The organism is Romboutsia lituseburensis, from assembly GCF_024723825.1.
Lineage (GTDB): Bacteria > Bacillota > Clostridia > Peptostreptococcales > Peptostreptococcaceae > Romboutsia_F > Romboutsia_F lituseburensis_A.
In genome coordinates this window covers 3,571,187-3,596,232 of the sequence record NZ_JANQBQ010000001.1, presented here as the reverse complement: position 1 = coordinate 3,596,232, position 25,046 = coordinate 3,571,187, and the positions used below count along the sequence as shown (strand labels likewise).

General features: G+C 27.0%; 22 protein-coding genes. 2 read left to right on the top strand and 20 right to left on the bottom strand.

Translation table 11 applies throughout. The features are described from left to right. Window positions 1-40 precede the first annotated feature (40 nt). Window positions 41-1,564: an FAD-dependent oxidoreductase gene (locus NWE74_RS17360; protein ID WP_258244226.1), complete on the bottom strand. Its 1,524-nt coding sequence runs from the start codon at window positions 1,562-1,564 to the stop codon at window positions 41-43. Between the two features lie 267 nt (window positions 1,565-1,831). Here NWE74_RS17360 and NWE74_RS17355 point away from each other — a divergent pair, with 267 nt between their 5' ends. Then, on the top strand, window positions 1,832-2,806 hold the full coding sequence (locus NWE74_RS17355) for a tocopherol cyclase family protein (RefSeq protein WP_258244225.1): 975 nt from the start codon (window positions 1,832-1,834) through the stop codon (window positions 2,804-2,806). A gap of 145 nt (window positions 2,807-2,951) precedes the next feature. Here NWE74_RS17355 and NWE74_RS17350 read toward each other — a convergent pair whose 3' ends face one another. Both NWE74_RS17350 and NWE74_RS17345 read right to left on the bottom strand, forming a co-directional pair. After that, on the bottom strand, window positions 2,952-3,917 hold the full coding sequence (locus NWE74_RS17350; RefSeq protein WP_258244224.1) for an alpha/beta hydrolase: 966 nt from the start codon (window positions 3,915-3,917) through the stop codon (window positions 2,952-2,954). Between the two features lie 159 nt (window positions 3,918-4,076). Further along, window positions 4,077-4,508: a DUF4829 domain-containing protein gene (locus NWE74_RS17345; protein ID WP_258244223.1), complete on the bottom strand. Its 432-nt coding sequence runs from the start codon at window positions 4,506-4,508 to the stop codon at window positions 4,077-4,079. A gap of 220 nt (window positions 4,509-4,728) precedes the next feature. Between NWE74_RS17345 and NWE74_RS17340 the strand changes: the two genes are divergently transcribed. Continuing rightward, window positions 4,729-5,220, top strand: a complete 492-nt coding sequence (locus tag NWE74_RS17340) for a hypothetical protein (protein WP_258244222.1) — start codon at window positions 4,729-4,731, stop codon at window positions 5,218-5,220. A gap of 118 nt (window positions 5,221-5,338) precedes the next feature. On the opposite strand, the gene NWE74_RS17335 is transcribed toward NWE74_RS17340, so the two are convergent. From NWE74_RS17335 to NWE74_RS17255, 17 genes are all read right to left on the bottom strand, one after another. Next, complete coding sequence (locus NWE74_RS17335) at window positions 5,339-5,650, bottom strand: hypothetical protein (RefSeq protein ID WP_258244221.1); 312 nt, start codon at window positions 5,648-5,650, stop codon at window positions 5,339-5,341. Beyond that, the gene (locus NWE74_RS17330; RefSeq protein ID WP_258244220.1) at window positions 5,619-7,319 is read right to left on the bottom strand and encodes an ABC transporter ATP-binding protein; all 1,701 of its coding nucleotides are present in this window, start codon (window positions 7,317-7,319) and stop codon (window positions 5,619-5,621) included. Before NWE74_RS17330 ends, NWE74_RS17335 begins: the two co-directional genes overlap by 32 nt. 203 nt (window positions 7,320-7,522) lie before the next feature. Further along, complete coding sequence (locus tag NWE74_RS17325; protein WP_258244219.1) at window positions 7,523-8,482, bottom strand: siderophore ABC transporter substrate-binding protein; 960 nt, start codon at window positions 8,480-8,482, stop codon at window positions 7,523-7,525. A 91-nt stretch (window positions 8,483-8,573) separates the two neighbouring features. Continuing rightward, window positions 8,574-9,329: an ABC transporter ATP-binding protein gene (locus tag NWE74_RS17320; RefSeq protein WP_258244218.1), complete on the bottom strand. Its 756-nt coding sequence runs from the start codon at window positions 9,327-9,329 to the stop codon at window positions 8,574-8,576. Then, the gene (locus tag NWE74_RS17315; protein WP_330666416.1) at window positions 9,329-10,339 is read right to left on the bottom strand and encodes an iron chelate uptake ABC transporter family permease subunit; all 1,011 of its coding nucleotides are present in this window, start codon (window positions 10,337-10,339) and stop codon (window positions 9,329-9,331) included. Before NWE74_RS17315 ends, NWE74_RS17320 begins: the two co-directional genes overlap by 1 nt. Beyond that, window positions 10,329-11,282, bottom strand: coding sequence for an ABC transporter permease (locus NWE74_RS17310; protein ID WP_258244217.1), 954 nt, complete (start codon window positions 11,280-11,282; stop codon window positions 10,329-10,331). The genes NWE74_RS17315 and NWE74_RS17310 overlap by 11 nt, the downstream gene beginning before the upstream one ends. Window positions 11,283-11,694: 412 nt before the next feature. Beyond that, entirely contained in the window at window positions 11,695-12,021 is a 327-nt protein-coding gene (locus NWE74_RS17305; protein ID WP_092722695.1) for a DUF2325 domain-containing protein, read from the bottom strand. 37 nt (window positions 12,022-12,058) lie between these two features. Next, entirely contained in the window at window positions 12,059-13,960 is a 1,902-nt protein-coding gene (feoB, locus tag NWE74_RS17300; RefSeq protein ID WP_258244216.1) for a ferrous iron transport protein B, read from the bottom strand. 11 nt (window positions 13,961-13,971) lie between these two features. Then, window positions 13,972-14,199 (bottom strand): FeoA family protein, encoded by a 228-nt coding sequence (locus NWE74_RS17295; RefSeq protein WP_258244215.1) that lies wholly within the window; start codon window positions 14,197-14,199, stop codon window positions 13,972-13,974. A 331-nt stretch (window positions 14,200-14,530) separates the two neighbouring features. Next, window positions 14,531-17,815 carry a hemoblobin-interacting domain-containing protein gene (locus tag NWE74_RS17290; RefSeq protein ID WP_258244214.1) on the bottom strand — a complete coding sequence of 1,095 codons (3,285 nt, stop codon included), beginning with the start codon at window positions 17,813-17,815 and terminating at the stop codon, window positions 14,531-14,533. A 655-nt stretch (window positions 17,816-18,470) separates the two neighbouring features. Beyond that, entirely contained in the window at window positions 18,471-18,938 is a 468-nt protein-coding gene (locus NWE74_RS17285) for a HugZ family protein (protein ID WP_258244213.1), read from the bottom strand. A 100-nt stretch (window positions 18,939-19,038) separates the two neighbouring features. After that, window positions 19,039-20,244: a nitrogenase component 1 gene (locus NWE74_RS17280; RefSeq protein ID WP_258244212.1), complete on the bottom strand. Its 1,206-nt coding sequence runs from the start codon at window positions 20,242-20,244 to the stop codon at window positions 19,039-19,041. After that, entirely contained in the window at window positions 20,231-21,520 is a 1,290-nt protein-coding gene (locus NWE74_RS17275) for a nitrogenase component 1 (RefSeq protein ID WP_258244211.1), read from the bottom strand. Before NWE74_RS17275 ends, NWE74_RS17280 begins: the two co-directional genes overlap by 14 nt. Before the next feature lie 17 nt (window positions 21,521-21,537). Beyond that, window positions 21,538-22,323 carry an ABC transporter ATP-binding protein gene (locus tag NWE74_RS17270; RefSeq protein WP_258244210.1) on the bottom strand — a complete coding sequence of 262 codons (786 nt, stop codon included), beginning with the start codon at window positions 22,321-22,323 and terminating at the stop codon, window positions 21,538-21,540. Next, the gene (locus NWE74_RS17265) at window positions 22,323-23,306 is read right to left on the bottom strand and encodes a FecCD family ABC transporter permease (protein ID WP_258244209.1); all 984 of its coding nucleotides are present in this window, start codon (window positions 23,304-23,306) and stop codon (window positions 22,323-22,325) included. The genes NWE74_RS17270 and NWE74_RS17265 overlap by 1 nt, the downstream gene beginning before the upstream one ends. Before the next feature lie 2 nt (window positions 23,307-23,308). Beyond that, window positions 23,309-24,199, bottom strand: a complete 891-nt coding sequence (locus NWE74_RS17260) for an ABC transporter substrate-binding protein (protein WP_258244208.1) — start codon at window positions 24,197-24,199, stop codon at window positions 23,309-23,311. 18 nt (window positions 24,200-24,217) lie between these two features. Continuing rightward, complete coding sequence (locus NWE74_RS17255) at window positions 24,218-24,964, bottom strand: nitrogenase iron protein NifH (protein ID WP_258244207.1); 747 nt, start codon at window positions 24,962-24,964, stop codon at window positions 24,218-24,220. Window positions 24,965-25,046: the final 82 nt, after the last annotated feature.

Here is a 25,046-nt window from a genome sequence, read left to right as displayed (position 1 = left end):
ACTTTCTGTGTTTATTATAAGCCTATCATAACAAATCCTTTTATAAATTTATTTTTATATGATTTTTACCTTCTCCATATCTTTTTAAAGGCTTTACAGTAGGACCTTCTAAAATATTGCCTTTATAATCATATCTAGATGCATGACATGGACAATCCCAAGTCTTCTCAGCTGAATTAAATGTAAGTTCACAGCCTAAGTGCGGACAAGTTATATCTACTATATATAGTTCACCATCAAAGTGTCTATAGGCTCCATATCTTTTGTTATCTTCTAATACAACTATTTCACTAGTTCCTTCTTGTATTGGAAAATTATCACTTCCATACTTTAACTTTCCTTCTATATATTTTAATGCTACATTTAAGTTTTCTTTATAAAAATCTGTAGTTAAGTAACTACCCTTTCTAGATGGATTAAACAAGTCTTCATATTTAGATTCTTTTTTTATTATAAGCTTACTGATTATCATAGCGGATAATGTTCCACCTGTCATCCCCCATTTTGAAAATCCAGTTGCCACATAAACATTTTTTTCTTTTTTATTTATATTTCCTATATAAGGTACGTTATCATAACTCATATAATCCTGAGCCGACCATTGATATTTAAAATTTTTAATATTAAATCTTTCTTTAGCATATTCTTTTAGCTTATCGTAAATTTCTCCTTCATTTTTACATTGGCCAACCTTATGATCTCCTCCTCCAAATATTAATAGCTTTCTACCATCGTCCTCACAAGTTCTAAGTGTTATGCCTCTTTCTTCAACACCTAGAAATATGCCAGGCATAATATCTTCTTCTAGTTTAGCAGCTATTAAATAAGATCTATCTGCTTTTTCTTTTGCAAAATAAAAATTTTTCCCATCATACCAAGGAACATGAGAAGCTATTACTACATTTTTAGCGCAAATAACCTTTTCTTGACTTGTTTTTATAGTACAAATATCCCCTTTTCTAAAATTAACTCCTGCTGTATTTTCATATACCTTAACACCTAGTTCTACGCATTTTTTTAATAATGAATCTAAGTATTTTTTAGGATTAAACTCTCCTTGATTTTTGAATTTTATAGCTCCTTTAGAGTCTATTGGTAAATCTAATGTTTCATAGTATTCACAATCAATTCCTAATTTTTTACAAGTATCATACTCTTCTTTTAATTCTTCTAAATAATTTTCATTTTGAGACAATATATAAGAATCTACTCTTTTAAAATTACACTTTATATTGTTTTCATTTATTATATCTTCTATTAAATTAATAGCTTCTTCATTGCCCTCATAATATAGCTTTGCTTTATAATCTCCATACTTTTGACTTATTTTTGAATATATAATCCCGTGTTGAGATGTTACTTTTCCTGTGTTTCTGCCAGAGGAACCATATCCTATTTTATTAGCATCTATAAGAGTTGCTTTTATACCTTGCTTAGCTAATAGATATGCTGTTGTAACTCCAACTATACCTCCTCCTACTATTAATGTATCTACATTTATGTCTTTATCTAAACTTTTTAATTCATTGTGTTTAGAACTTGATATCCAATAAGATTCATTCATTTTTATTCTCCTTATTTTTTTAATTTGTCCATAATATAGTATATTTCCCATTAAAATAAGTAATTATTATAAAAAGAAGCTATTTTTTATGCTTAAGGATATCATGATACTTCATTTTCTGTTGATAAATCATGAAAGTAAGTTATATCAATAAATTGGCTTTGAGCATAAAAAACATTTTGAGCAACAGACGAAGTCGTTAGCGACAGGAACGAAGCGACTTTTTTATAATAGAATTAATTTATTTAAAATATATTGGAGGACTTTATGAATATAATCCAAAAACCAGACTTATATCACGGATTTAATAAAAATAAAGATTTTTTTGAAGGATGGTATTTTAAAATAGTTGATAAAAATAATTTATATAAATTTGCCTTTATTCCAGGCATATCTTTAGGTAGGACACCTTATGAACATCATAGTTTTATTCAAATAGTTGATGGTTTTAATATAAAATATAATTATTTAAAATTTAATAAAGATGAATTTAAATTTAATAATAATGATTTTAAAATAGGTATAAAATCAAATGTATTCGCTCTTGATAATATAATTTTAAATTTAAAGTATGATAATAAATCTATAAAAGGTAAATTAAAATTCAAAAACATAGTTAAGTGGAAAGATTCATTTATAAATCCTGGAAGTATGGGATTTTATAATTATTTAAGCTTCATGGAATGCTATAGCCAGGTATGTGTCTTAAATGGTGATATAGTTGGTCAATTAGAAATAGATAATAAATTAATCGATTTTAGTGGTGGAAAAATCTACATCGAAAAAAATTGGGGTAAAAGCTTCCCCAAGTCATGGATATGGATTCAAAGCAATAGTTTTAGAAATAAGGATGTAAGCATTACTTGCTCTCTTGCAACTATACCATTTCCTATAAAAGACTTTAGAGGCTTTTTAATAGGATTAACTATTGGCAAAACTTTTTTAAGCTTCACTACAATTAATAAAAGTAAACTAGAGCTAAAATATATTGGTAAAGATATCGAGCTTGTAGTTTCTAGAGGCGATTTGAGATTAACACTAAAAACTTATACGAAAAAAAATGACTTTATATTATGCATGGGTCCTAAAAATGGAGATATGATTCCTTTAGTAAATGAAACTCTAAACGGACGAGTTGATGTTATTTTAGAAAACACTAAAAATAATAAAGTTTTATTTAAAGATATAGGATACAGTACAGGTGTGGAATATGGTGGTGATTTAATAAATATAATATACTAATAATGTCATTTTTTACTTTCACAAAGATGTTGATATTACTATACTTCATAGCTTATCCACAGTTTTTGATGTGTTATAATTCCCTTAATCATAAAAAGTGGCTAAAATACTATTATGCATCTTAGCCACCTTTATTATTTATTTGTTATTTGTTATTTGTTATAACTTTATTATTTATAAAGTTTATTATTCTATCAAAGTATTCATCTCCTACTTTATCATAGGCATTAACATGTTGTACATTATCTACTAACCATAACTCTTTATTATTGTGAGGTATATTATCGTATATTATTTTGCTACTTTCTGGTGCACATACCTTATCTTCTTTTCCATGTATTAAAAACATAGGAACTGTTATATTTTGAACAGCTTCATATGGTTTAACGTCATCATAACTAAATCCTGATTTAACTTTAGTATAAATATTACCCATAGCTCTTGCATATCCTACTGGTAATAATGGTATATTTTTATCTTCTATGCCTAATCTTATTGCATCTGCCATTTCATGATATGGTGAATCTGCTATATAAAAATCTACATATTTATTTTTTTCATTTATTTTAGAATGCATAACAACTGTCGCTGCCCCCATAGAGTGACCATGAGCCCCTAATAATCCATTAGGATACTTTTGTTTAATATACTTTGCTACATTATCTAAATCATATCTTTCATATAATCCAAAAGTATAATCATCTCCGCCTGTATTTCCTGTATGCCTTTGATTGTATAGTACTACATTATATCCTCTTTCTAAATATTCAAATGCTTTTTCTAAGTATTCATAATAATAGCTTTCTATTCCATGAACAAGTATTATAGTATTCTCTGTTTCTTTATTAGATTTTATAAACATAGTTTCAACTTCATATCCATTTTGAGGTGAATCTATCATTATATCTTCATGCTTATAATTTTTTAAATTTTCTAATGGTTTATTTTCTCTATTTGAAAATACTTCCATTACATCTTCATTTTTTATTGTTTGCTCAGAACCTACTGAACCGTCATAAACTAAATAACCAACTACAACTGATATTATTAAAAATGTTAAAACTAATATAGATGTACTTATTATAAGTGCTTTTTTCTTTTTTGATGTCATATATTTCTCCTTTTTATCACCTGGTACTAATATCAGTATACAATATTTTTTAAAATTTTTCTATATAAATGTAATATTAAAATATCAGCCTTATGATATCTACAACGCTTTTATTATTGCATTGTAATTTATGGCTTTTCATACTGTATAAATAATAAATTAATAACCCCAGCTTACAACTTTCCATTTTTCACTTTTACTATCTCTAACTAAATCCCACTGCCAATCAGTATAAGTTGAGTTAGGCTCTAAGCTACCATCTCCTCCTGAGCTACCTACATCAAAATTAGACATTAATACAATTGTATTTTCATCAGTATTACCAACTTCATATCCACCACCATATTCTAAATGGTCTTGAGTTAGCTTATTCGATTTTTCTTCATCATACCATATATCAGTAAGTGTACATCCATCAAAGCTTTTAAAGTTTTCTTTTGTACATTCTATAGCTTCCTTTATTTCTTCTTCGCTAAACTTTTCAGATTTTCCAATAGTTACTTTAGCATTATTTACTCTATCCTCTATGCTACAACCAGCTAAAGAAAATAACGTTAAAATTATAATAAAAAAGTAGATTCCTTTTTTCATATTAACCTTCACCCCCTTTAGTTTTTATCTTGTGCCATTAGACATTATACCAAATTTTACCTATATGTAAAAAATATTTAATTTTAAAGCTAATTTTATATAAATCTTATTTTTAATTTAAACCTTCCTAATTACGCTAAAATCATTTTAAAGATGTTAATTTATCACTTAAATCATTTTTTTCATAATGTATAATAAAACTTTTATTTGGAGGTATATTATGAAAATTAAATACTTAGCTTTAGGAGCATTGATGGCTGTTATTAGTTCTATATTTCAGTGTATACCTGCTTTCTTTTCTGAGATTTTTATAATCTTAACTATTTTTAGTTCCATACCAATTTATATAATAACTAGAAAACATTTAACTCTAGGCTTTTTAAGTTATATAGTTGCTTTTATACTAATAACTTTTATAAACCCACATGAAAATCTGATATTTTTATTTACAAACGGTCTTTTAGGATTAGTACTTGGATTTTTTAACAACTATATAGATAATAAGTATTTGATTTGTACAATTTCAGGGATAATATTGTTATTATCAATAAATGCGGTGACTTTTATTATTGGTATTAATTTAATTGGATTTGCTTACTCATTTAATTTATTATCTCAGTGTCTTATCTTGGTATTTGGTTTTGTTTATTGTTTTGTTTTAAATTTCATATGTTCCTTAATTTATAAAAGAATTGAAAATGCTATAAATTAATAAAAAGCCTAACTTTTAATAATATAAAAGTTAGGCTTTTTATTAATTAACTACTTCAGTCTCTATACTTGTTCTCGATTCATGATTTATATGTCTTATCCATTTTTTACTTAAAAGTCTAGTTATACACCAAAGACCTTTTATTGCTTCGTCTATTTTTAAAGTAATAAGGTAGTAAATTTAATACAATTGCTGCTACATAACCTAATGGTATAGATACCAGACATAAAAATAGTACATCTGCTATCATTAAAAACTTAGTGTCTCCACCAGCTCTAAGTATACCTTTTGTAAGTATTGTTGATACAGACATAAATACAACTAAGAATGATGCAGAATTCATTAATTGATGTGCAACTGATTTTGTGTAGTCTGATATATCAAATATTTTATAAGTTTTATTTTCTATGAAGCTTACTATATACTCCACCCTTTTTAATTAACTCTTCATGAGTTCCTCTTTCTTCAATTCCATTATCTGTTAAAACTATTATTTCATCTGCATTTTTAATAGTAGATAATCTATGAGCTACAACCAAGTTAGTTCTATCACTACTTAATTCTTCAAGAGATTTTTGTATTTCATATTCAGTTACATTATCAAGTGCTGATGTAGCTTCATCTAATATCATTATAGGAGGATTTTTTAAGAATATTCTAGCTATAGATACTCTTTGTTTTTGTCCACCTGATAATTTTACGCCTCTTTCACCAATATACGTATCATAGCCTTCTGGTAAACTTTGTATAAAATCATGTATTTTAGCTTTTTTACAGGCTTCAATTACTTCTTCTTCACTTGCATTAGTTTTACCTATTACTATATTATCTCTTATAGTACCTGTAAATAAGAACACATCTTGGGCTACTACACCTATATTTTTTCTAAGAGAATCTAAGCTTACATCTTTAACATCTATTCCATCTATCTTTATACTTCCTTCTTCAAAATCAAAGAATCTTGGTATAAGATTACATAGTGTAGTTTTTCCTCCACCAGACGGACCAACTAATGCTATAGTTTTTCCAGCTTCTACTGATAAGCTCAAGTTACTTAATACCTCATTGTTATTTTCATATCTAAACGAAACATTCTCTATTTCTATATTACCTTCTACATTTTTTAATTCGATTGGGTTTTCACATTCTTTTTCAGTTTCTTCATTTATTATCTCTATGAATCTTTCAAATCCAGTCATACCGTTTTGGTATTGTTCTGTAAAGTTTATTAATTTTCTAATCGGCTGTATGAACATCTTTACATAAAGTAAATATGCAGCAAAATCACCTAAAGTTATACGGTTCATATAAGTAAAATAACCTGCTATTATTAAAACTACTAATTCAAGAATATCTATAAGTAAAAACATTCCTGAGAAGTACTCAGCCATTACTTTATATGCACTTTCTCTTGCATGTTTAAATATGTTATTACTTTCATTAAATTTTTCTAATTCTTCTTTTTGAGTACAAAATGACTTTGTAACTTTCATACCAGCTATACTATTTTCAAGAGTTGCATTAACATCACCTGTTCTTACTCTAGTTTCTTTGAATGCTTTATTCATTCTCTTTCTTTGCGTTATAGCGTATAAAAGTATTATTGGTAATATTGCAAATACAATTAAAGTAAGTTCTACATTTATTCCTATTAATATGAAAAATGCTCCTACTAACATTACTAATGATATAAATAAGTCCTCAGGACCATGATGTGCTAATTCTGAAACTTCCATAAGGTCGTTTATAATTCTAGACATTATGACACCACTTTTATTGTCATTAAAATATGCGTTAGGTAACTTTTGAAGATGTGTAAATACATAACTTCTCATATCTGCCTGCATTCTTACACCTACCACATGGCCCCAATACTGCATAAAGTAATTAAGACCTGCCTTTAAAATAAATATTCCTAGTAAAGTTACTGCAAATACTAAAAGCATTCTTGTATCTTTATTTGGAACAACATCGTCCATTATATTTCTTGTTATCATAGGATATACTAAATCACATAATGCTACTGTAAATGCTGCTAGTAAATCTAGTGCAAATAGCTTTTTATATGGCCTATAATATTTTATAAATTCTTTTAACATTTTCAAACCTCCTCTTCCTTATATTTATACACTTTTCGACACGTATATAAACTAACTTTACTTAAATTATATATTATTAAATTTTTTTATTTACTATACTGTTTTTATTTTATATAAAAATATTTATTAAATAACCTTTATATAAAAATTTAAAGTTGTATGATAGCTAAACTTTAGATATCATACAACTTTAATACTTACTATTATTTATTTATTGCTTTAGATATTTCATCTATCATGTTATTTGTAGATATAAATCCACCGTCACTTAAATACCAAGCATGTGTATCTAAATAAACTATATTATTTTCTTTAGCTACTTTTGTATTGTTTATTAAATCATTATTTAAAATTTCAGCTGCTGGCTTTTGATCTTTATCGCTAGATATAACTGACTTATCTATTACAAACATATAATCAGAATCTTGGCTTGCTACATATTCAAATGAAACATCTTGTCCATGGTCTGCTGTTTTAACATTTTCATCAGTATTTTTAAATCCTAAGTTTTTGTATATTAAACCAAATCTTGAATCTTTACCAAACACACTTAAAGTACCATCACTAACCATTAAAGTAGTTGCTTTATAACCTTTATCAGTTATTTGTTTATTTATTTTCTCTATTTTTTTATCTATTTTAGCTAACTCTTGATCTACTTTTTCTTCTTTATTAAATATATCACCTAAAACTTCCATGTTATGGCTAAAGCTTTCCATATACTTTCCATCTTCCTTAGATAGTGATATAGTTGGTGCTATTTGATTTAGTTTATCATAAAAACTATGTTGTCTTCCATTTATTATTATTAAATCTGGGTCAAGCTCATTTATTTTTTCTAAATCTGGCTCTTTTAATCCTCCTACGTTTGCGTATTGGTCTCCTTCATACTTATTTAAATATTTAGGTATAGAAGAACCTTTAGCAACTCCAACTACTCCATCTATATCTAAAGTTTCCATTGCATCTAGTGCTGCGTAATCAAATACTACTATTTTTTCTGGATTTTCAGCAACTTCTGTACTTCCTAAGGCATGTTCTACTTTTACAACTTCCTTAGTATTTTCCTTAACTTCTTCTTTTCCTTTATTTGAAAATACTAACATACCTCCTATTATTCCAACTATTGCTAATCCTGATATTAATGCTACTTTTTTATTCATTTTATTTTGTCCTCTCTTATTTTTATATTATTGATTGATTTATTTTATTACTTTGTATTGATTATCTTTATCAATACATATTTAAAATTTTTTAGAAATAAACACAAATCTTTTCTCCGTTTATTTCAGTTATATTAAACTCCATTTCGTAAATCGATTCTAGAGTTTCTTTATTTATTATTTCATCACGAGTTCCATAACTAGCTATTTTACCATCTTTAAGAGCTACTATGTAATCTGAATAACAAGATGTATAGTTTATATCATGCATTACTAAAACAACTGTTTTTCCTAATTCATCACATAAATTTCTAAGTACTTTCATCATTTCTACTGAGTGCTTCATATCTAGATTGTTAAGTGGTTCATCTAAAAATACATATTCCGTATTTTGAGCTATAACCATTGCTATATATGCCCTTTGCTTTTGACCTCCACTTAGTTCATCTAAGTATTTATCTTCTATATTTTTAAGTTTCATATACTCAATAGCTTCATCGATATACTTATTATCTTCATCAGTAAGTCTTCCTTGGCTATGCGGGAATCTTCCAAAGCTAACTAACTCTCTTATTGTAAGTTTTAAATTTACATTATTAGATTGTTTAAGTATAGCGATCTTTTTAGATAGTTCCTTGTTATTCCATTCATCTAGATTTCTTCCATCTATTATTATCTTTCCTCCATCTTTTTTCATAAGTCTAGTTATCATCGATAAAGCAGTACTTTTACCAGCTCCATTTGGACCTATAAATGAAGTTATCTTTCCTTTTTCTATATTTATAGAAACATTATCTACAACAGTTTTATTTGAATATTTTTTTATTAAATCTTTTACTACTATCATTATGCTTTGCTCTCCTTTAATAATAAGTATATAAAGTATATTCCACCTATAAAGTTTATAATTACGCTTAGAGTTGTATTTAAGCCAAATACTCTTTCTACTAAGAATTGTCCGCCTACCAATGTTAATACACTTACTAATACAGATGCCGTTACTAAATATGAATGTTTATAAGTATTTAACACTTGCTTAGTTACATTTACTACAATCAACCCTAAGAAGGTAATCGGACCAACTAATGCTGTAGATACTGATACTAAAATTGATACAACTACTATCATTTTCTTTACAACACTATCATAATCTACACCTAAGTTTATTGCATGATCTTTACCTAAACTTATAACATCTAAATACTTTAAATCATCATAAATAAACGGAACTATACCTATTATAATTAAAAATGCTATTACTATAATTTTAGTGTTAACATTTCCAAAACTTGCATATAAACTATTTTGAAGTGCTGCGTATTCATTTGGATCTATTACTACTTGCATAAATGTTGACATGCTTTTAAACAATGTTCCAAATATTATACCTACTAGTAATAAAAAGAATATATTGTTGTTACTTTTTTCAAATAAGTTTTTGTAAAGAACAAAACTCGCTACAACCATTACTGTTACTGATAATAAAAAGTTGCTACTTTTATTAGTTACAAAACTACTTTCAACGCCTACGAAAAACACTATTATTGTTTGAACTAATACATATAATGAATCTAGACCTAATACACTTGGAGTTAATATATTATTATTAGTTATAGTTTGGAAAATCATAGATGAAAAAGCTATACATCCTCCTGTTAAAATTATTGCTACTAATTTTGGTATTCTCTGACTCATTGCGTAGTCAAAATGGTTAGGATTTACTCCTGATGTTAAAAACAAAGCTGAAAATACTGCAATCATTGCTAATAATATGTAAAGTATTCTTTTTTGCTTGTTTTCTTTATTTATATATAAATTACTCTTACTAGGTAATTTATTGCTAGAACTAACTTGCATATGACTTCCTCCTTAATATCATGTATAAAAACATTGCACTTCCGATAACACCTACTGTAAGACCTATTGGTATTTCATATGGATATATTATTATTCTTGAGAATATATCACAACTTAAAACAAATATTGCTCCAAATAGTCCTGTATGCCATATGCTATCTTTTATGTTGTCTCCTTTATACATAGAAACTATATTAGGAACTATTAAACCTATAAATGGAATGCTTCCAACAGTTATAACAACACTTGCTGTTACTACTGCTACTATAGTCAATCCAATATTTACTATTTTATTATAATTAAGACCTAAATTTGTTGCAAAATCTTCTCCCATACCTGCTATAGTAAATTTATTTGCATATAAATATGCAATAACTATTAGTGGTATTGTTATATACAACATTTCATAATTACCTTTAAGTATCATAGCAAAGTTACCTTGCATCCAAGCTGATATATCTTGCATTAAGTTGTACTTATAAGCTATAAATGTAGTCATTGATCCAATTATATTACCAAACATGATCCCAACTAGCGGTACAAAGACTGCATTTTTAAACTGTAATCTTTTTAAAATATTCATAAATAAAAATGTTCCTATCAGTGAGAAAATAAATGAAATTATCATTTTTCCTCCCATACCAGCTTTAGGAATTAATAGCATTGCAAATACTAATCCTAATTGAGCTGCATCTATTGTTGCACCTGTTGTGGGTGATACAAATTTATTTTTACTTATTTGCTGCATTATAAGACCACATATACTCATACCCATACCTGCAACTAATATACTTATTAATCTTGGTACCCTACTTATAAGCAAAACATTTAGCTGATCATTACTTAATCTAAATATATCTGTTATTTTAATATCATGTACTCCTAGAAATACGGAGATTAATGATAATAATATCAATAAAATTATTAAGTGCCTCTTTTTCATAATGCCTCCTACTTTATCTGTTATGTGATAATTAATACCCACTGATATTCATTCTCAAACACTTTATTCTTATTTTATTGATAAAAATTATCATTGTCAATATTATTTTATAAAATAATCATTTAAAATACACATTATTATTGTTTTTTCAGTGTTTTTAGCTTAAATATTTTTTATGTTTAAGTAAATTTTTTATTTTATTTTTTAATAAAAAATTCGCTTCGCTCATGGCGCCAATGACTTCGTCCGTTGCTTAAAATGTCATTTCTTACGTACTATAAGTTTATTGATATATCAATATTTGAACTACTTATCCACAGTTATAATGTAATCATAATTTCCTTATACGTAAAAATAGAGTTATCTTAAAATACCTTATAATTAGGTATTTTAAGATAACTCTTAGAATAAATTATTGTATATTATTTTTATATTTACAGTTTTTACAGTTTTTATTACAAGTATCTATTTGTTCTAAACAATCTATAAAAGCTTGCTTACTACTATTTTGGACTTTTATAATAGGAATATTTTTGCGCTTAGCATCTTTTAAGGCGGTTTCAACCATATTATGAGATATCGTTGACATCAAAAGTACTATTGCATCTGGGTTTCCTATTCTTTTTTTCAGCTTGGATGGCATAGTTGTATAAATTTTTGACCTATACCCCTTTTCCTTACTCATAAGCTTGTATTCTCTCTCCATTCCTTCATGTCCACCTAATATTAATATACTCATCTCTTTATCCTCTCCTTAAAATTTAATACACTTATGCTTAAACGCTCATTTTTAATGTTTTATATTCTTCTACTTTCCCATTAAAGCTTAATGTTTTAAGTTTAGAATATAAAACTCTTAGTATTATAAATATTACTATTGTACCAATTGCTAAGTTTATAAGATTTGTGCTATTAAATCCTCTTGTAAATAAACTTCCTATTTGATAAACATAAAAAGCTCCCGCCCATGCTAGTACAAATTGATATACAAATGATGATATTGCCATTTTAGTTCCATATTCTTTTTGCATTGTTGCAAGTGCTGCTATACATGGAGTATATAATGCACTAAATACTAAGAATCCATATGCGCTTAATCCTGTAAATAAAGTAGGTAATACAGAGTTTAAATCTCCATATAATACTTCCATTGTTGATACAACTACTTCTTTAGCTGAAAGACCTGTAATTATAGAAACACCAGCTCTCCAATCTCCAAATCCAAGTGGAGCAAATAATGGTGCTACGATATTTCCTGCATAAGCTAAGAAACTATTGTCTATTTCACTTGTAAATCCACTAAAGTTAAATGACGACAATGCCCATATTACAACAGACATAGCAAACATTATTGTAACTACTTTCACTAAGAAACCTTTTGATTTTTGCCATGTATTTTTTAATAAAGAAGATACTGTTGGTAGTGAATATTTAGGTAATTCCATTATAAACGGATCATGTTCTTTATTTTTTTGAGTTTTATTTAAAAACAATGCTACAAATATTGCAACTATAATACCTAATAAATATAAAGACATTATAACTATCGGTTGATTGTTAGGGAAGAATATAGATACAAACATTGCATATATAGGTAATTTAGCTCCACACGTCATAAGAGGTGCAATTAGTGCAGTTATCTTTCTATCTTGCTCATTTTCTAATGTTCTAGTAGCCATTATTGCTGGTGAAGAACATCCTACTCCTAAAATCATTGGTATGAATGCTTTACCTGACAATCCAACTTTACTCATTATTTTATCCATTAAAAATGCTATTCTTGCCATATATCCACTATCTTCAAATAAAGTTATTCCTAAGAATAAAGTAAATATTAATGGGAAGAATGGTAAAGTTCCGCCCATACTACCAATTACTCCATCTACTATTAATGAATGGAACCATTCACTTGAGTTTGCTAACATATTACTTACTGGACTTTGAATATAAGTTTCTATCCATCCACCACTAAGTTCTTGTAGTGGTCCACCTACCCATTCAAATGTAAATTTAAATAAAGTGTATAAAAGTCCTATAAATATTGGGTATGCTAAGATTGGATTTAAAACAATATCATCTATTTTTTCACTTATTGTCTTCTTTTTATTATCAACTATATTTGTACTTCTTTTTAAAATATCATCTATTTGAGAATAAGTTTCTTTTTCTACTTCAGAATATACTTTATATGTAGTTGGCTTTTTATAAGCTGTTTTTATAGCATGTTTTAAATTTTCTAAATCTACTTCCCTTTTAGCTACCATAGGAATTACTATACAGCCTAATTCATTTTGTATTTTATCTATGTTTATTTTTATCCCTTTAGATTCTGCACTATCAATCATATTCAATAATACAACCATAGGTTTTTTATATTTCATTAGCTGAGTTGTTAAATATAAGTTTCTTGATATATTGGATGCATCAACAACATTTACGATTACATCTACTTTTTCTGTTTCTATAAAGTTTTTAGATATTTTTTCTTCATTTGAGAAAGTATCCATTGCATATATACCTGGTAAATCAGTTATTTTTATATCTTTTCCAAAGTGCCCTTCTCTTTTTTCTATAGTTACACCTGGCCAGTTACCAACATATTGATTTAAACCAGTGATAGCGTTAAATATTGTAGTTTTTCCTACGTTTGGATTTCCTAGTAATGCTACATTTATCATTTTTCTCCCCCTTAAATTAATGTTTTTACCTGTATTTTTTGTGCCGTATTTTTTCTTATTGCCATATCAAATCCTCTAAATGTTACTACTATCGGATCGCTTAGTGGTGCTACTTTTTTTACTTGTATTTCTGTTCCTTCTACGCACCCTAGTGCTAATAATCTTTTTTTAATTTTTTCATCAGAATTAATTACTTTTATAATAGCTTTCTGACCAATCTTTAAATCATGTACAGTCATTTCATTTCCCCCATTTATATTAACAGTTATTATTAATTGATATTAATTATCACTATAAATATATAGTAACACTATCAATAATCATTTTCAACTACTTTTTTATTTTTATTGATATTTATTTTCATTAAAACGCTAATATTATTAAGTAATAACTTATTTTTATTAATATATCTCAGATGAATTTTATTTCTAAATATTGCAGTATAAATAATTTTTATGTACGGTATGATGATATTAATTAAGTTTTAGGTTATATGTATATTATTAAATATTTAATATAATAAAAAGAGATGTTTTATATTAACATCTCTTTTTATTATCTAAATTCATATTAATTTATTGTTGTTTTATAATCTGTATATCCATTTGATTTAATAACTACTTCATCTGAATTCTTAAGTTCACTTAATATTTCTATTCCATTTGAATAATTATTTCTATATCCATCATTTGCAAAATATTGTGTAGCCTTTTTTACTTCTACATTGTTTATAGTTACAGATATTATATTATCTCTCCAGCTATAGTCAATTGAATTAAATGAGTATTTTTTAGAAAAACTATTATAATCAATATTTACTTTATTCTCTAATAAAGGTGTCTCTTCATTAGAACTACTTTCATCATTTTGTACTTGTATATTCGTATTAAACGCTTCATAACTATTAGATTTTAATACTATATCATAACTTCCTACTTGATTGAAATTTTCGCCATCTATTTCTATTGAATACAGCTTATCTTTACAATTTTTAAAATCTACTTTTTTGCCATTTACATTAACTTCTTTAATATTTTTTCTATAATCTCCATTAAATACGTCTTCTACATCAATTATAATTTTTGAACTAACTTTATAAGTATTGTCCTTATTTAAAATTACATATGAAGGTACTTTTTTTAACTTGGCTTCTCCTTTTTCTAACTTACTTGGTATAAATGTTTCAATTACATCTTTGTATCCTTGTGATGTTATTATAGCGGTATATTGTGAATCAATATTTTCAAATAGCTTTGATTTGAGTACTATTTCATCTTCATTGTAGTAATAGTCTCCACTATTAGCTCCTGATTGAGTATCACTAAGTAAGTTTTTACCATTTAAACTTATTCCTTTTACTTTTTGTTTAAAATCCTTATCTAAACTAATTATTATATTTTCATTAATATCTCTTTTTAATTGAATTTGGCTGTTTTCTTTAAACATCTCAAGTTCTAATGTATTATCTTTGTATCCATTTGCTGTTATTTTAATTTTATTTATTCCCGATTCAAAATTTGTCGTATCTTTTATAATAATTTTATTATCTACTATATCATACTTATCCTTTGATATTAAGTTGTAATCTCCTATAGATATCTTTGATATATTTGATATATATTCTTTGCTTTCTCCGTCAAAAGTTATAATAATATTATTATCTACTTTTTCTACATATGATTTAGATGTAAGTTTTAAATTTTCCTGGCTATATGGTTGAATTTCTCCTAATAATCCATCTTCCAATACGTATTTTATATTATATGGTGCATTTTTATAGTCACTTTCTTTTTTGCTATCATAGTATTCTTTAAATGTTATATATTTTCCATTTATCTTAGCTTCGTTAAGCGAATTTTTGTAATTCTTATAATCAATTACTTTATTAGATTCAGGCGTAAGTATTGCATCCTTTGTCATTTGTGACCACCACGATAGTACAGCTTTTGATTCTTTAGTTTCTTCACCTATTTTTTCAAGTATCATAGCATTAGACAATAAATCAAAATCATATACTAAATTAGCTCTCATAACTTTACCACCAGCTGATCCTCCTTCAGAACTTCCTCCACCCATACTAGCTGTAGCAACTGCGTCTAGTTTTTTGACGTTCTTATTTAATTTTAATATCTGTTTTTTATTATTTGTATCTTCTAAATAGAATGTTCTTGTAAAGTCTTCATATCCATGAGCCTTTACTGTTATTGTGTGTTGACCTGGTGTTAGTTTTGATTTGCAATCATTTTCTAATGTTATTAAATTTGATACTATATGATATTCTTTGCAATCACCCATTAACTTTTGTCCATCTAGTAGAACTTCATATATTGGGTTTTGTACTGCATAATCAAAATTTTCTAGTTCAAATAATAAGTCACTATGAGCTATATAATTATAGTTTGGTGATAAGTTAATTTGGCCAGCATCTTTAACTATCTCAATTTTTGTTTTTATATCATCGTATCCTTTAGACTTTACTTTTATAATATGTTCTCCATTTCTTCCATTAATGGCTGTTGATTCTGACTTTATAACTATTTTGCCATCTTCTAAAGAGTATCTTAATTTTTCCGTTTTCTTATTATCTAGATAAACCTTTTCCACACTATAAATACTTTCTTTCCAGTCCTTTGAATTTTTATGATTTACATCATAATTTATTACTATATCTTCACCCAATTTAGATTTTTGTGAAGTTAATTTTGGTACATTATTATTTGTGTAGTCTTTTGATTTTAAATTAAAAGTTGTTTTTTGTGGATTAATTCTAACATTACCATTTTCATCATAATTTGTTTTATGGTAATCAAATACGCTGATTGGACCTGATACTAATACTTTAGATGGTGATTCATTATTTATTAGTTTTGTAAATTTCTCTCCATTTTTATTTAGTGTAATATTATCTGTAATATTTTTAGATTCTTTTTTCTGAATAATTTTTATATTTATTACTTCTTTTGGATTGACTTCAAACTTTACTATAGTACCTTCTGTGTTAACAGATTTAGGATTTATTTTATTTCCATTTAAATTAAATTCACTACTATTTATATCTCCTTTTTCTAGATATACTACTGCATATCCAGTTCCTTCTACATCTACTAATTTACTTCTTTCTTCATTTATAATCGAATTTCCCTGTGTTATTGGTGGTTTTTCAGTATTGCTACTATTTGAGTTATTATGTTTATTTCCTGACGGTATATTTAATTTTTTTGTGTATTTTATCTTAGCTTCATGAATTATTTTAACACTTTCAGCTCTTGTTATATATTCTTTTGGTCTAAATGTATTATCTTCAAATCCATTTATAATACCAATATCTGTTAAACCTTTTACATATTTAATTGCCCACTCTTGGATTTGTTTATCGTCTTTAAACTTAGTTCTACCATTATCGTTGTGCTTTAATACTACAGACACTATTTTACATGCCTCTTCTCTACTTATCTTATCATTAGGCTTAAATTTATATGTAGAATTTTCTTTGTACCCATCTATATATCCAGCTTTAACAGCTTTTTGTACCTCATGATAAAACCAGTCGCTTTTATTTACATCTGAAAATTTTTCATCTTCCTTATCTATAAATTCAAAAACACTATTAATTATTTTTATAAACTCAGCCCTTGTTATTGTGCTATTAGGTTTGAATAAATTATCACCATAGCCTTTAATATATCCATGCTTAGCAAATTCTCCTATGATACTTTCTCCCCAATGTCCTTTAGTATCATTAAACATCTCCTTATCATTTTCAAGAGCATTAATGCTTATTGTCGAAGTTAAACTGCTTAATACTAATGCCATCACTAAACTATTTGATAGCATTCTTTTCCTAAACTGTTTCATACTTTATCCCCCTTTTATAACAATGTATATAAATTAGGCTTTATATCTAACCTTTAAATGTGTCACATTTTATACTCAACAAGGTGATAGCCTACATTATTATCTAAATATATTTATTAATTTTTAAATTTTAAACTAATCATTATTGTATTTTTTTGTACTTCATCTTAATATTTAAAATTTTGAAACTAAATCTGAAAGCTATAACTTATGATAATTTAAGGATAATATCCATATTTATTATTGAAATAATAATACTTAATATATAACTAAGTTGTAAGTCTAGGCCTAGTTATAATTGTTGTATAATCTATTATTTTTAGAAATGATGTAGCCTGATTTTTAATTGTAGTTAATTGCTTTTATAATAGATTTTTAATACGTGTTAAATAACATACTGATTTTGTTTATCTTAGTTTATTTAATATCAATCAGTAATTGATATTAATTATCAATACATATATTATAGTAATACTATCGATACTTATTTTCAACTACTTTTTTATTTTTGTTGATATTGATTATCATTAAATTCATTATGTATCCAAATAAAAAACTAAATTTTTAATCATAAAAAATAACCTCCTTTGGGCAAATATGATTTACTATAAATCAAGCCAAACAAGGTTATTTTGCAAAATTTTACTATGCTATTTTAATTATTTGAATGTCCTGTTCCTTGAACTTGGTTTAACTTAAATTCATTATTTTCTATTTCAATATCATAAGCTTTACCAAATCCTTTAACTAATCTTCCGTCTTTTATAGTAAGTTTAAATAAATCAAAGTCCATAGTCCTAAGTACCATCATCATTTGACTACCATGTACTTCATCGAATAATTTAAATACTTCTTCTAAATTCTCATTAGTTTTTTCAGCTTCACAGTTGAAAGATACCCTTTCTCTTGCGAATATTGTTTTGCATTCTTTTTCATCTTCAATTGCCATTACTGCACATTTTTTATTTTCTAATAAATTATAATAATGATCTGCTGCTTTACTGATGTATATATATATTTCATTATTATCTATAACAAAAGGTGCATAGCTTATTGCTGGTTCATTGTGTTTATTTAAAGAACTTATCATTATACTTTTTTGATTTTTTAATAAATTTTCCATAGTTAATCTCCTTAAGTGTCTATTTATTGTTGTTTATCAACTGTATTTTAATATATACCCTCTCAGTAAACTCTCCAAACTTAGTTGTTTAAGTCTACTGTTATATTTTAATATTTAGTATTTTTTCTATTATATTTAAGCATCCTCTAAATCCTATATACGGAGTATAGTTATATATATTTATTTTATCTAAATTAGGATTACTTATTTGTATATCAAGCTTAGACCTATGATTCATATCTATACTAGGACCATCCCCAAGTAATATAAGCAGTTCAGCATCTTTTAAATACTTCATTCTTTCAAGCTCACTACGCCCTGATAATACTAAATCATCTTCTTCTTTATATAAAACTTCACTTCTATCTACTTCTAAGTTTAGTTCTTCTAATAAATCCTTCATTCCTAATACTGTATCGTAATCTCCAAATAAAGAACATTTTTTACTTCCTTCATAAAAATAAAACTTCCTTTTTATACTAAATATATGGCTTTTTACTTCTTCGATTTCTTTTTTATATTTATCTTCATTTAATTTAAAATCTGCTAGCGTTGATAAATCTTCAATAAATTTCATTGTATTTTTTAGACCATACAAGCTTTTATATACATAGGGTATGTTGTACTTTTCTTTCATTAACTTAGCTGCTTTAAGACTTTCTTTTCTAACAACTATATTTAAACTTGCACTTGATGCTTTTTCTATTTCCTCAATAGACGTGTTGCATGTAAATACTGTGTTTAAATCTTTATCAAACAACTCTTTCATTATTCTCTCTAACTCTTTTACATCTGATCCAAAATTATATTTGTCTATGTTGTATCCTATAATATTGTATCTATTGTTATCTTGTTTATTTTCTTTTACAACTTCTTTTACTAATAATTCTAGTATATATTCAATACCTACATTGTAATCTTCTTTTAGACCACCTGTAGGTATTGGAATAAGTTTTGCATTTACTTTATTTTTAAGCATGTTACAGACACTTTTTATATCTGCACCTATTATAGAAGATATTGACGATGCCATAACAAATATATAACTAGGTGATATATTTTCATCAATTTCTAATATAGCATTTTCAAGTCTGTCATATTTACCAAATGTAACGTCACTTTGATCCATATGAGTTGAATATATTTTTGCATTATCTTCTCCATTTAAACTTCCGATTCCCTCTACTGCATAATGAGTCGTACCTGCTGGTCCAAATTCTATCACACATGCACCTTTTATACTAGATAATGCCCATATAATTCCCATTCTGTCGTTAGCAACAGGATAATATTTATAAACTTGCATGCATCATACCTCCTATTTTTTCTTTATCAGTTTCAAATAACTTTATTAAGTCTTTCATTATTCCTATAGGAAGCTCGTATCCTATCTTTTGAGCATGAGAATCTAAAGTAATTTGAGTAAGACCTTTTTGCTTTAGAAGCATTGGATTTTCATGACCTATGTATATATTGGCTCCTATTTCATCATATAGATGTCTAAGTGGAGCTATATTTGCTATCCTACTTATGTATGGATTGAAACCTTTTTTAGATATATTTTCTTTGTATTTTATATCTTGATCATATAATTCTCTAACTTGAACAAATAAAGGTTCTAGACCTAAGTCACTTAAAAAATCTACTGTTTCAAATGCCATCATTGGTGTATTTCCATAAATTAATTTTTTATTATTTAATAAATTTGAGCACTTTTCAAATAACTCATCATAAATTTTTATCTCTTCTTGTAAATCAGATATTAAATCTATTTCTAGAACTTTACCTAACTTTTCATAGTTTTTAAGTATCGTTTCTTTGTTCATATGCTTATCAAAATAAACATAGTCTATATCAAATTTTTTTTGCATCTCTTTTGCTAAGTCTAAAGCTATCATGTCCGTTACTATATTTAGCTTCGACTTAGGAGCATTGTTAATGCTTTTTATATCACACTTTGATGGTATTACTGTATTTATATTTACATTATGATTTTTTAGTAGTTTTACAAGTTCAGTATTTTCAACATCATCTTGTCTATGTCCAAGTATGTTTACACCACTTTGATTTTCACATTTTTTCATAGCACTACTTAATGATTTAAGGGCCCTAGACATTCCTGGTATATGTGAGTTGCATTTAAAGTGTTCTGTATTAACTACAAATATAGGTATATCTACAATATCTTCTAAGCTGTATTTTATAGAAGAATAATCTTCTCCTATTAGCTCTGGTACACATGTTGTTACTATCATCACTGCATCTGGATTTTCTATTTCTATGATTTGTTTTATAGCATTTTCAACTATCTTTTGAGCTCCAAATACAACTTCTTTTTCTTTTAATGCTATTGAATAAACACTATCTTTACCTTTTTGCCTATGATATGCAAAATTTTTAGTGTAGTAAGTACATTCACTTGTACCTACTACAACTAGGGGCATATTTTTTATATAACTTGCTGTAAGCGCTACTCCAAATAATGGACAATGAGTCCCTGGAAATATAGCATGAGACAAACTCTTAATATCTTTATCCTCATTTATATCATCTAATTTATTTAAAATATCTAAACTATACATTATCTCTCCTTATATTTTTATGCTATTTTTATAGTTTGTATTGGATGTATCCTTGGCTTATTGAATATTGGATCATTGTCTATATCACAATCAATGCAATAAACATCTTTTATAACTTCTTTGTTTATAATCTTATTTGGGCATCCATCACAAACTATTTCTCCACACTTCATAATTACTAGTCTATCGCTATATTTACTTGCTTGATTTAATTCATGAAGTACCATAACAATAGTTATATTAAACTTTTCATTTATTTCTCTAATTAGCTCCATAAGCTCTAATTGATGGGATATATCCAAATACGTTGTAGGTTCATCTAATAATAGTACTTCTGGTTTTTGACATAATGCTTGTGCGATATAAGCTCTTTGTCTTTCTCCCCCTGATAGTGAACCTATTGGAGTATTTTTATATTTTTCTAGCCCTGTATTTTTAATTGCCCAATCTACAAGGTGTTTATCTTCTTTATTTTTCGTTTCATACCATTTTTTGTGCGGTATCCTTCCAAAGTAAACCAGCTCTTCTACTGTTAAATCTGAAGGAGCATTATTATGCTGTGAAAGTAAACATATCTTTTGAGAAATTGTTTTATTATTTAAACTTGATAAGCTGTTATTTTCAATAAAAATTTCGCCTTCAATTGGTTTTATCATCCTAGATAATGTTTTTAGTAAAGTACTTTTACCGCATCCATTAGGGCCTATTATTGATAAAACTTCTCCTCTGTTTATAGTTAAACTTAAATCATCTATTACAACCTTGCTTTCATACCCTATTTTTAAATTTTTAGCGCTAATCATTAATAATTACCTCTCTTTCTTAGTAAATATAAGAAAAATGGTCCTCCTACTATAGACATAATAACCCCTACTGGAATTTCTATAGCTCCTCCTATTGTTCTACCTAATGTGTCTGCTACTAATAAAACTATACTTCCTAGTATCATACTAAAAGGTATTGTATACTTATGATCGCTTCCCATAAGCATTCTAGATATATGTGGAACTATAAGTCCGACAAAACTTATAACTCCAACTACTGATGTTGATGTTGCAGCTAAAAATACAGCAACACCTGATATTAATAATCTTGTTAAATTAACATTAAATCCTAAATTTGTTGCAGCTTCATCTCCTAATTGCAACACATTTGCACTTCTTATAAGTAGTAGTGAAACTATAAGCCCTATTATTGAATATGCAAATAACATATTTACATCTGCCCAAGTTTTAGTTGCTAAACTTCCATTTAACCAAAGCATCGCACTTTGGATTCTATCACTATACATAGTTGATAAAAATGATATCACTCCACCTAAAATAGTATTTATAGCAACCCCTGCAAGAACTATTCTTCCTGGTTTTAATCCATTTTTCCAAGCCATTACAAATACTAATAAACATGCTATAGCACCTCCTATAAAAGCTACAATTGGAAGAACTTTCGTATAGCTTGGTGCTAATAATAAAATTATTATAGCTGCCACACTTGCCCCAGAGGATACACCTGTTATCCCCGGGTCTGCTAGTGGGTTTTTCATAACTGACTGTAAAAGTATCCCAGATACTGCTAGGTTAGCTCCTACTAATGCTGCTAATATATTTCTAGGTAATCTCATTTTATAAACTATAGTTGTTACTAGCTTATTATCATCATGTATTAATGCACTTATAATTTCATTAAATTCTAAGTTTACACTTCCTACAGTTGATAACAGTATTAGTAAAACAGCTAAAGTTAGTAGTGATAAAGCTATTATTAAATAGTTTTTATTTATTTTCATTTTTATTTACCGTAGAATATTTCTCCAAGAGTAGTTATAGCATCTTTAACTTGTAAGTTTGCAGATACATTAAATATACTTGGGTCTAAATCTACAACCTTATTATTTTTTACTGCATCTAATTCCTTATATGCTGGATTTTTATCAAATGCATCATCAAATGACTTTTTAGTTTCTTCTATATTTCCATGAGCAAATCTTAATATATAATCTGGATTTTGCTTTAATATTTGTTCTAAACTAAATTGAATATATGGTGATTCAACCTTAGTATCTAAGTCTGTTGCTATGTTTTTAGCTCCTACTGTTTTAGCTAAATCTCCTAAGTATGATGTTTCTGTTGCTAGCATAAAGTTTTCTCCACCACCAAATATAATAGCAACTGTTGGTTCTTTATCTCCTTTTTTTGCTACAGCTTCTTTTTCCACATCTTTTAATTCGTCTATTACTTTTACTGCTTGTTCTTCTTTATTTGTTTCTTTTCCTAGTTCTTTGATACTATTTAAAAATGCTGAATATGTACTTGTATCAAAGTAGAATGTATTTATATCATACTCTTTCATACTTTCTTCTACGTTTTCTTTAAACATATTGTCCATTACAAACACATCTGGTTCTAGTGATGCCACTATTTCTAAATCTGGATTCATAGCTTGACCGACTTCAGGAAGTCCTTTATACTTTTCAGGTAATTCCTGTTTAGTTGTTGGTATACCTAATAAATTTGCATCTAACTTATCTAGAACTTGTGTTGCCGATACTGTGGCTGATACTACATTTAATTCTTTTTCTGATTCTTTCGCTGCTTCTCCTTTGCCTGAATTTGATGACTGGCATCCTGTTAATACTAATGCCGATATTAAAAATATTGATCCTAACTTTCTTAACTTCATAATTTCCCTCCGTATTGTTTATTCATTTACTATTTTTTTAGCTAATTCAAGATATACATTTGCCATATAGCTATTTTCATCTTTTTCTATTACTGTCTTTCCATCATTTTCTGATATTTGAACTAACTTATCTCTTGGTATATAGTGAAATACTTCTGATTCTATTTCATTAGCTAGTTTATTAACTAGATTTTGTTCATCTTCTACGTTTTTAGCATTTAATATTAAACCTTTTAAAGATGCATATCCTCTATTTTTAAATTGATTTACAGCTGTAGATATATTACTTGCTGCATACATAGACATCATTTCACCTGATGTTACTATATAAACATCTTTTGCATATCCATTTCTTATAGGCATTGAAAATCCTCCACAAACAACATCTCCCAAAACATCGTATATAACTATATCTGGCTTAAATGTTTCAAATGCTTCTAATTCTTCTAGCTTTTCAAATGCAGCTATTATACCTCTACCTGCACATCCAACACCTGGTGTAGGTCCTCCTGCTTCTACACATAACACTCCATTGTATCCTTCAAATACAATGTCTGAAAGATTTACATCATCTCCTTTTTCATTCATAACATCTAAAACCGTTGGTATAAATTTTCCGTTCATTAAATTTTTAGTTGAGTCTGCTTTAGGATCACATCCAATTTGCATGACTTTATATCCTAAATTAGATAAGGCAGCTGATAAATTTGATGTTGTGGTAGATTTACCTATACCTCCCTTACCGTAAATGGCTATTTTTCTCATTGACTTTCTCCTTAATTTCTTTCATAATATTTATGATATTGATTATCATTTACATTTTTAATTTTATACTTTTTATTTATTA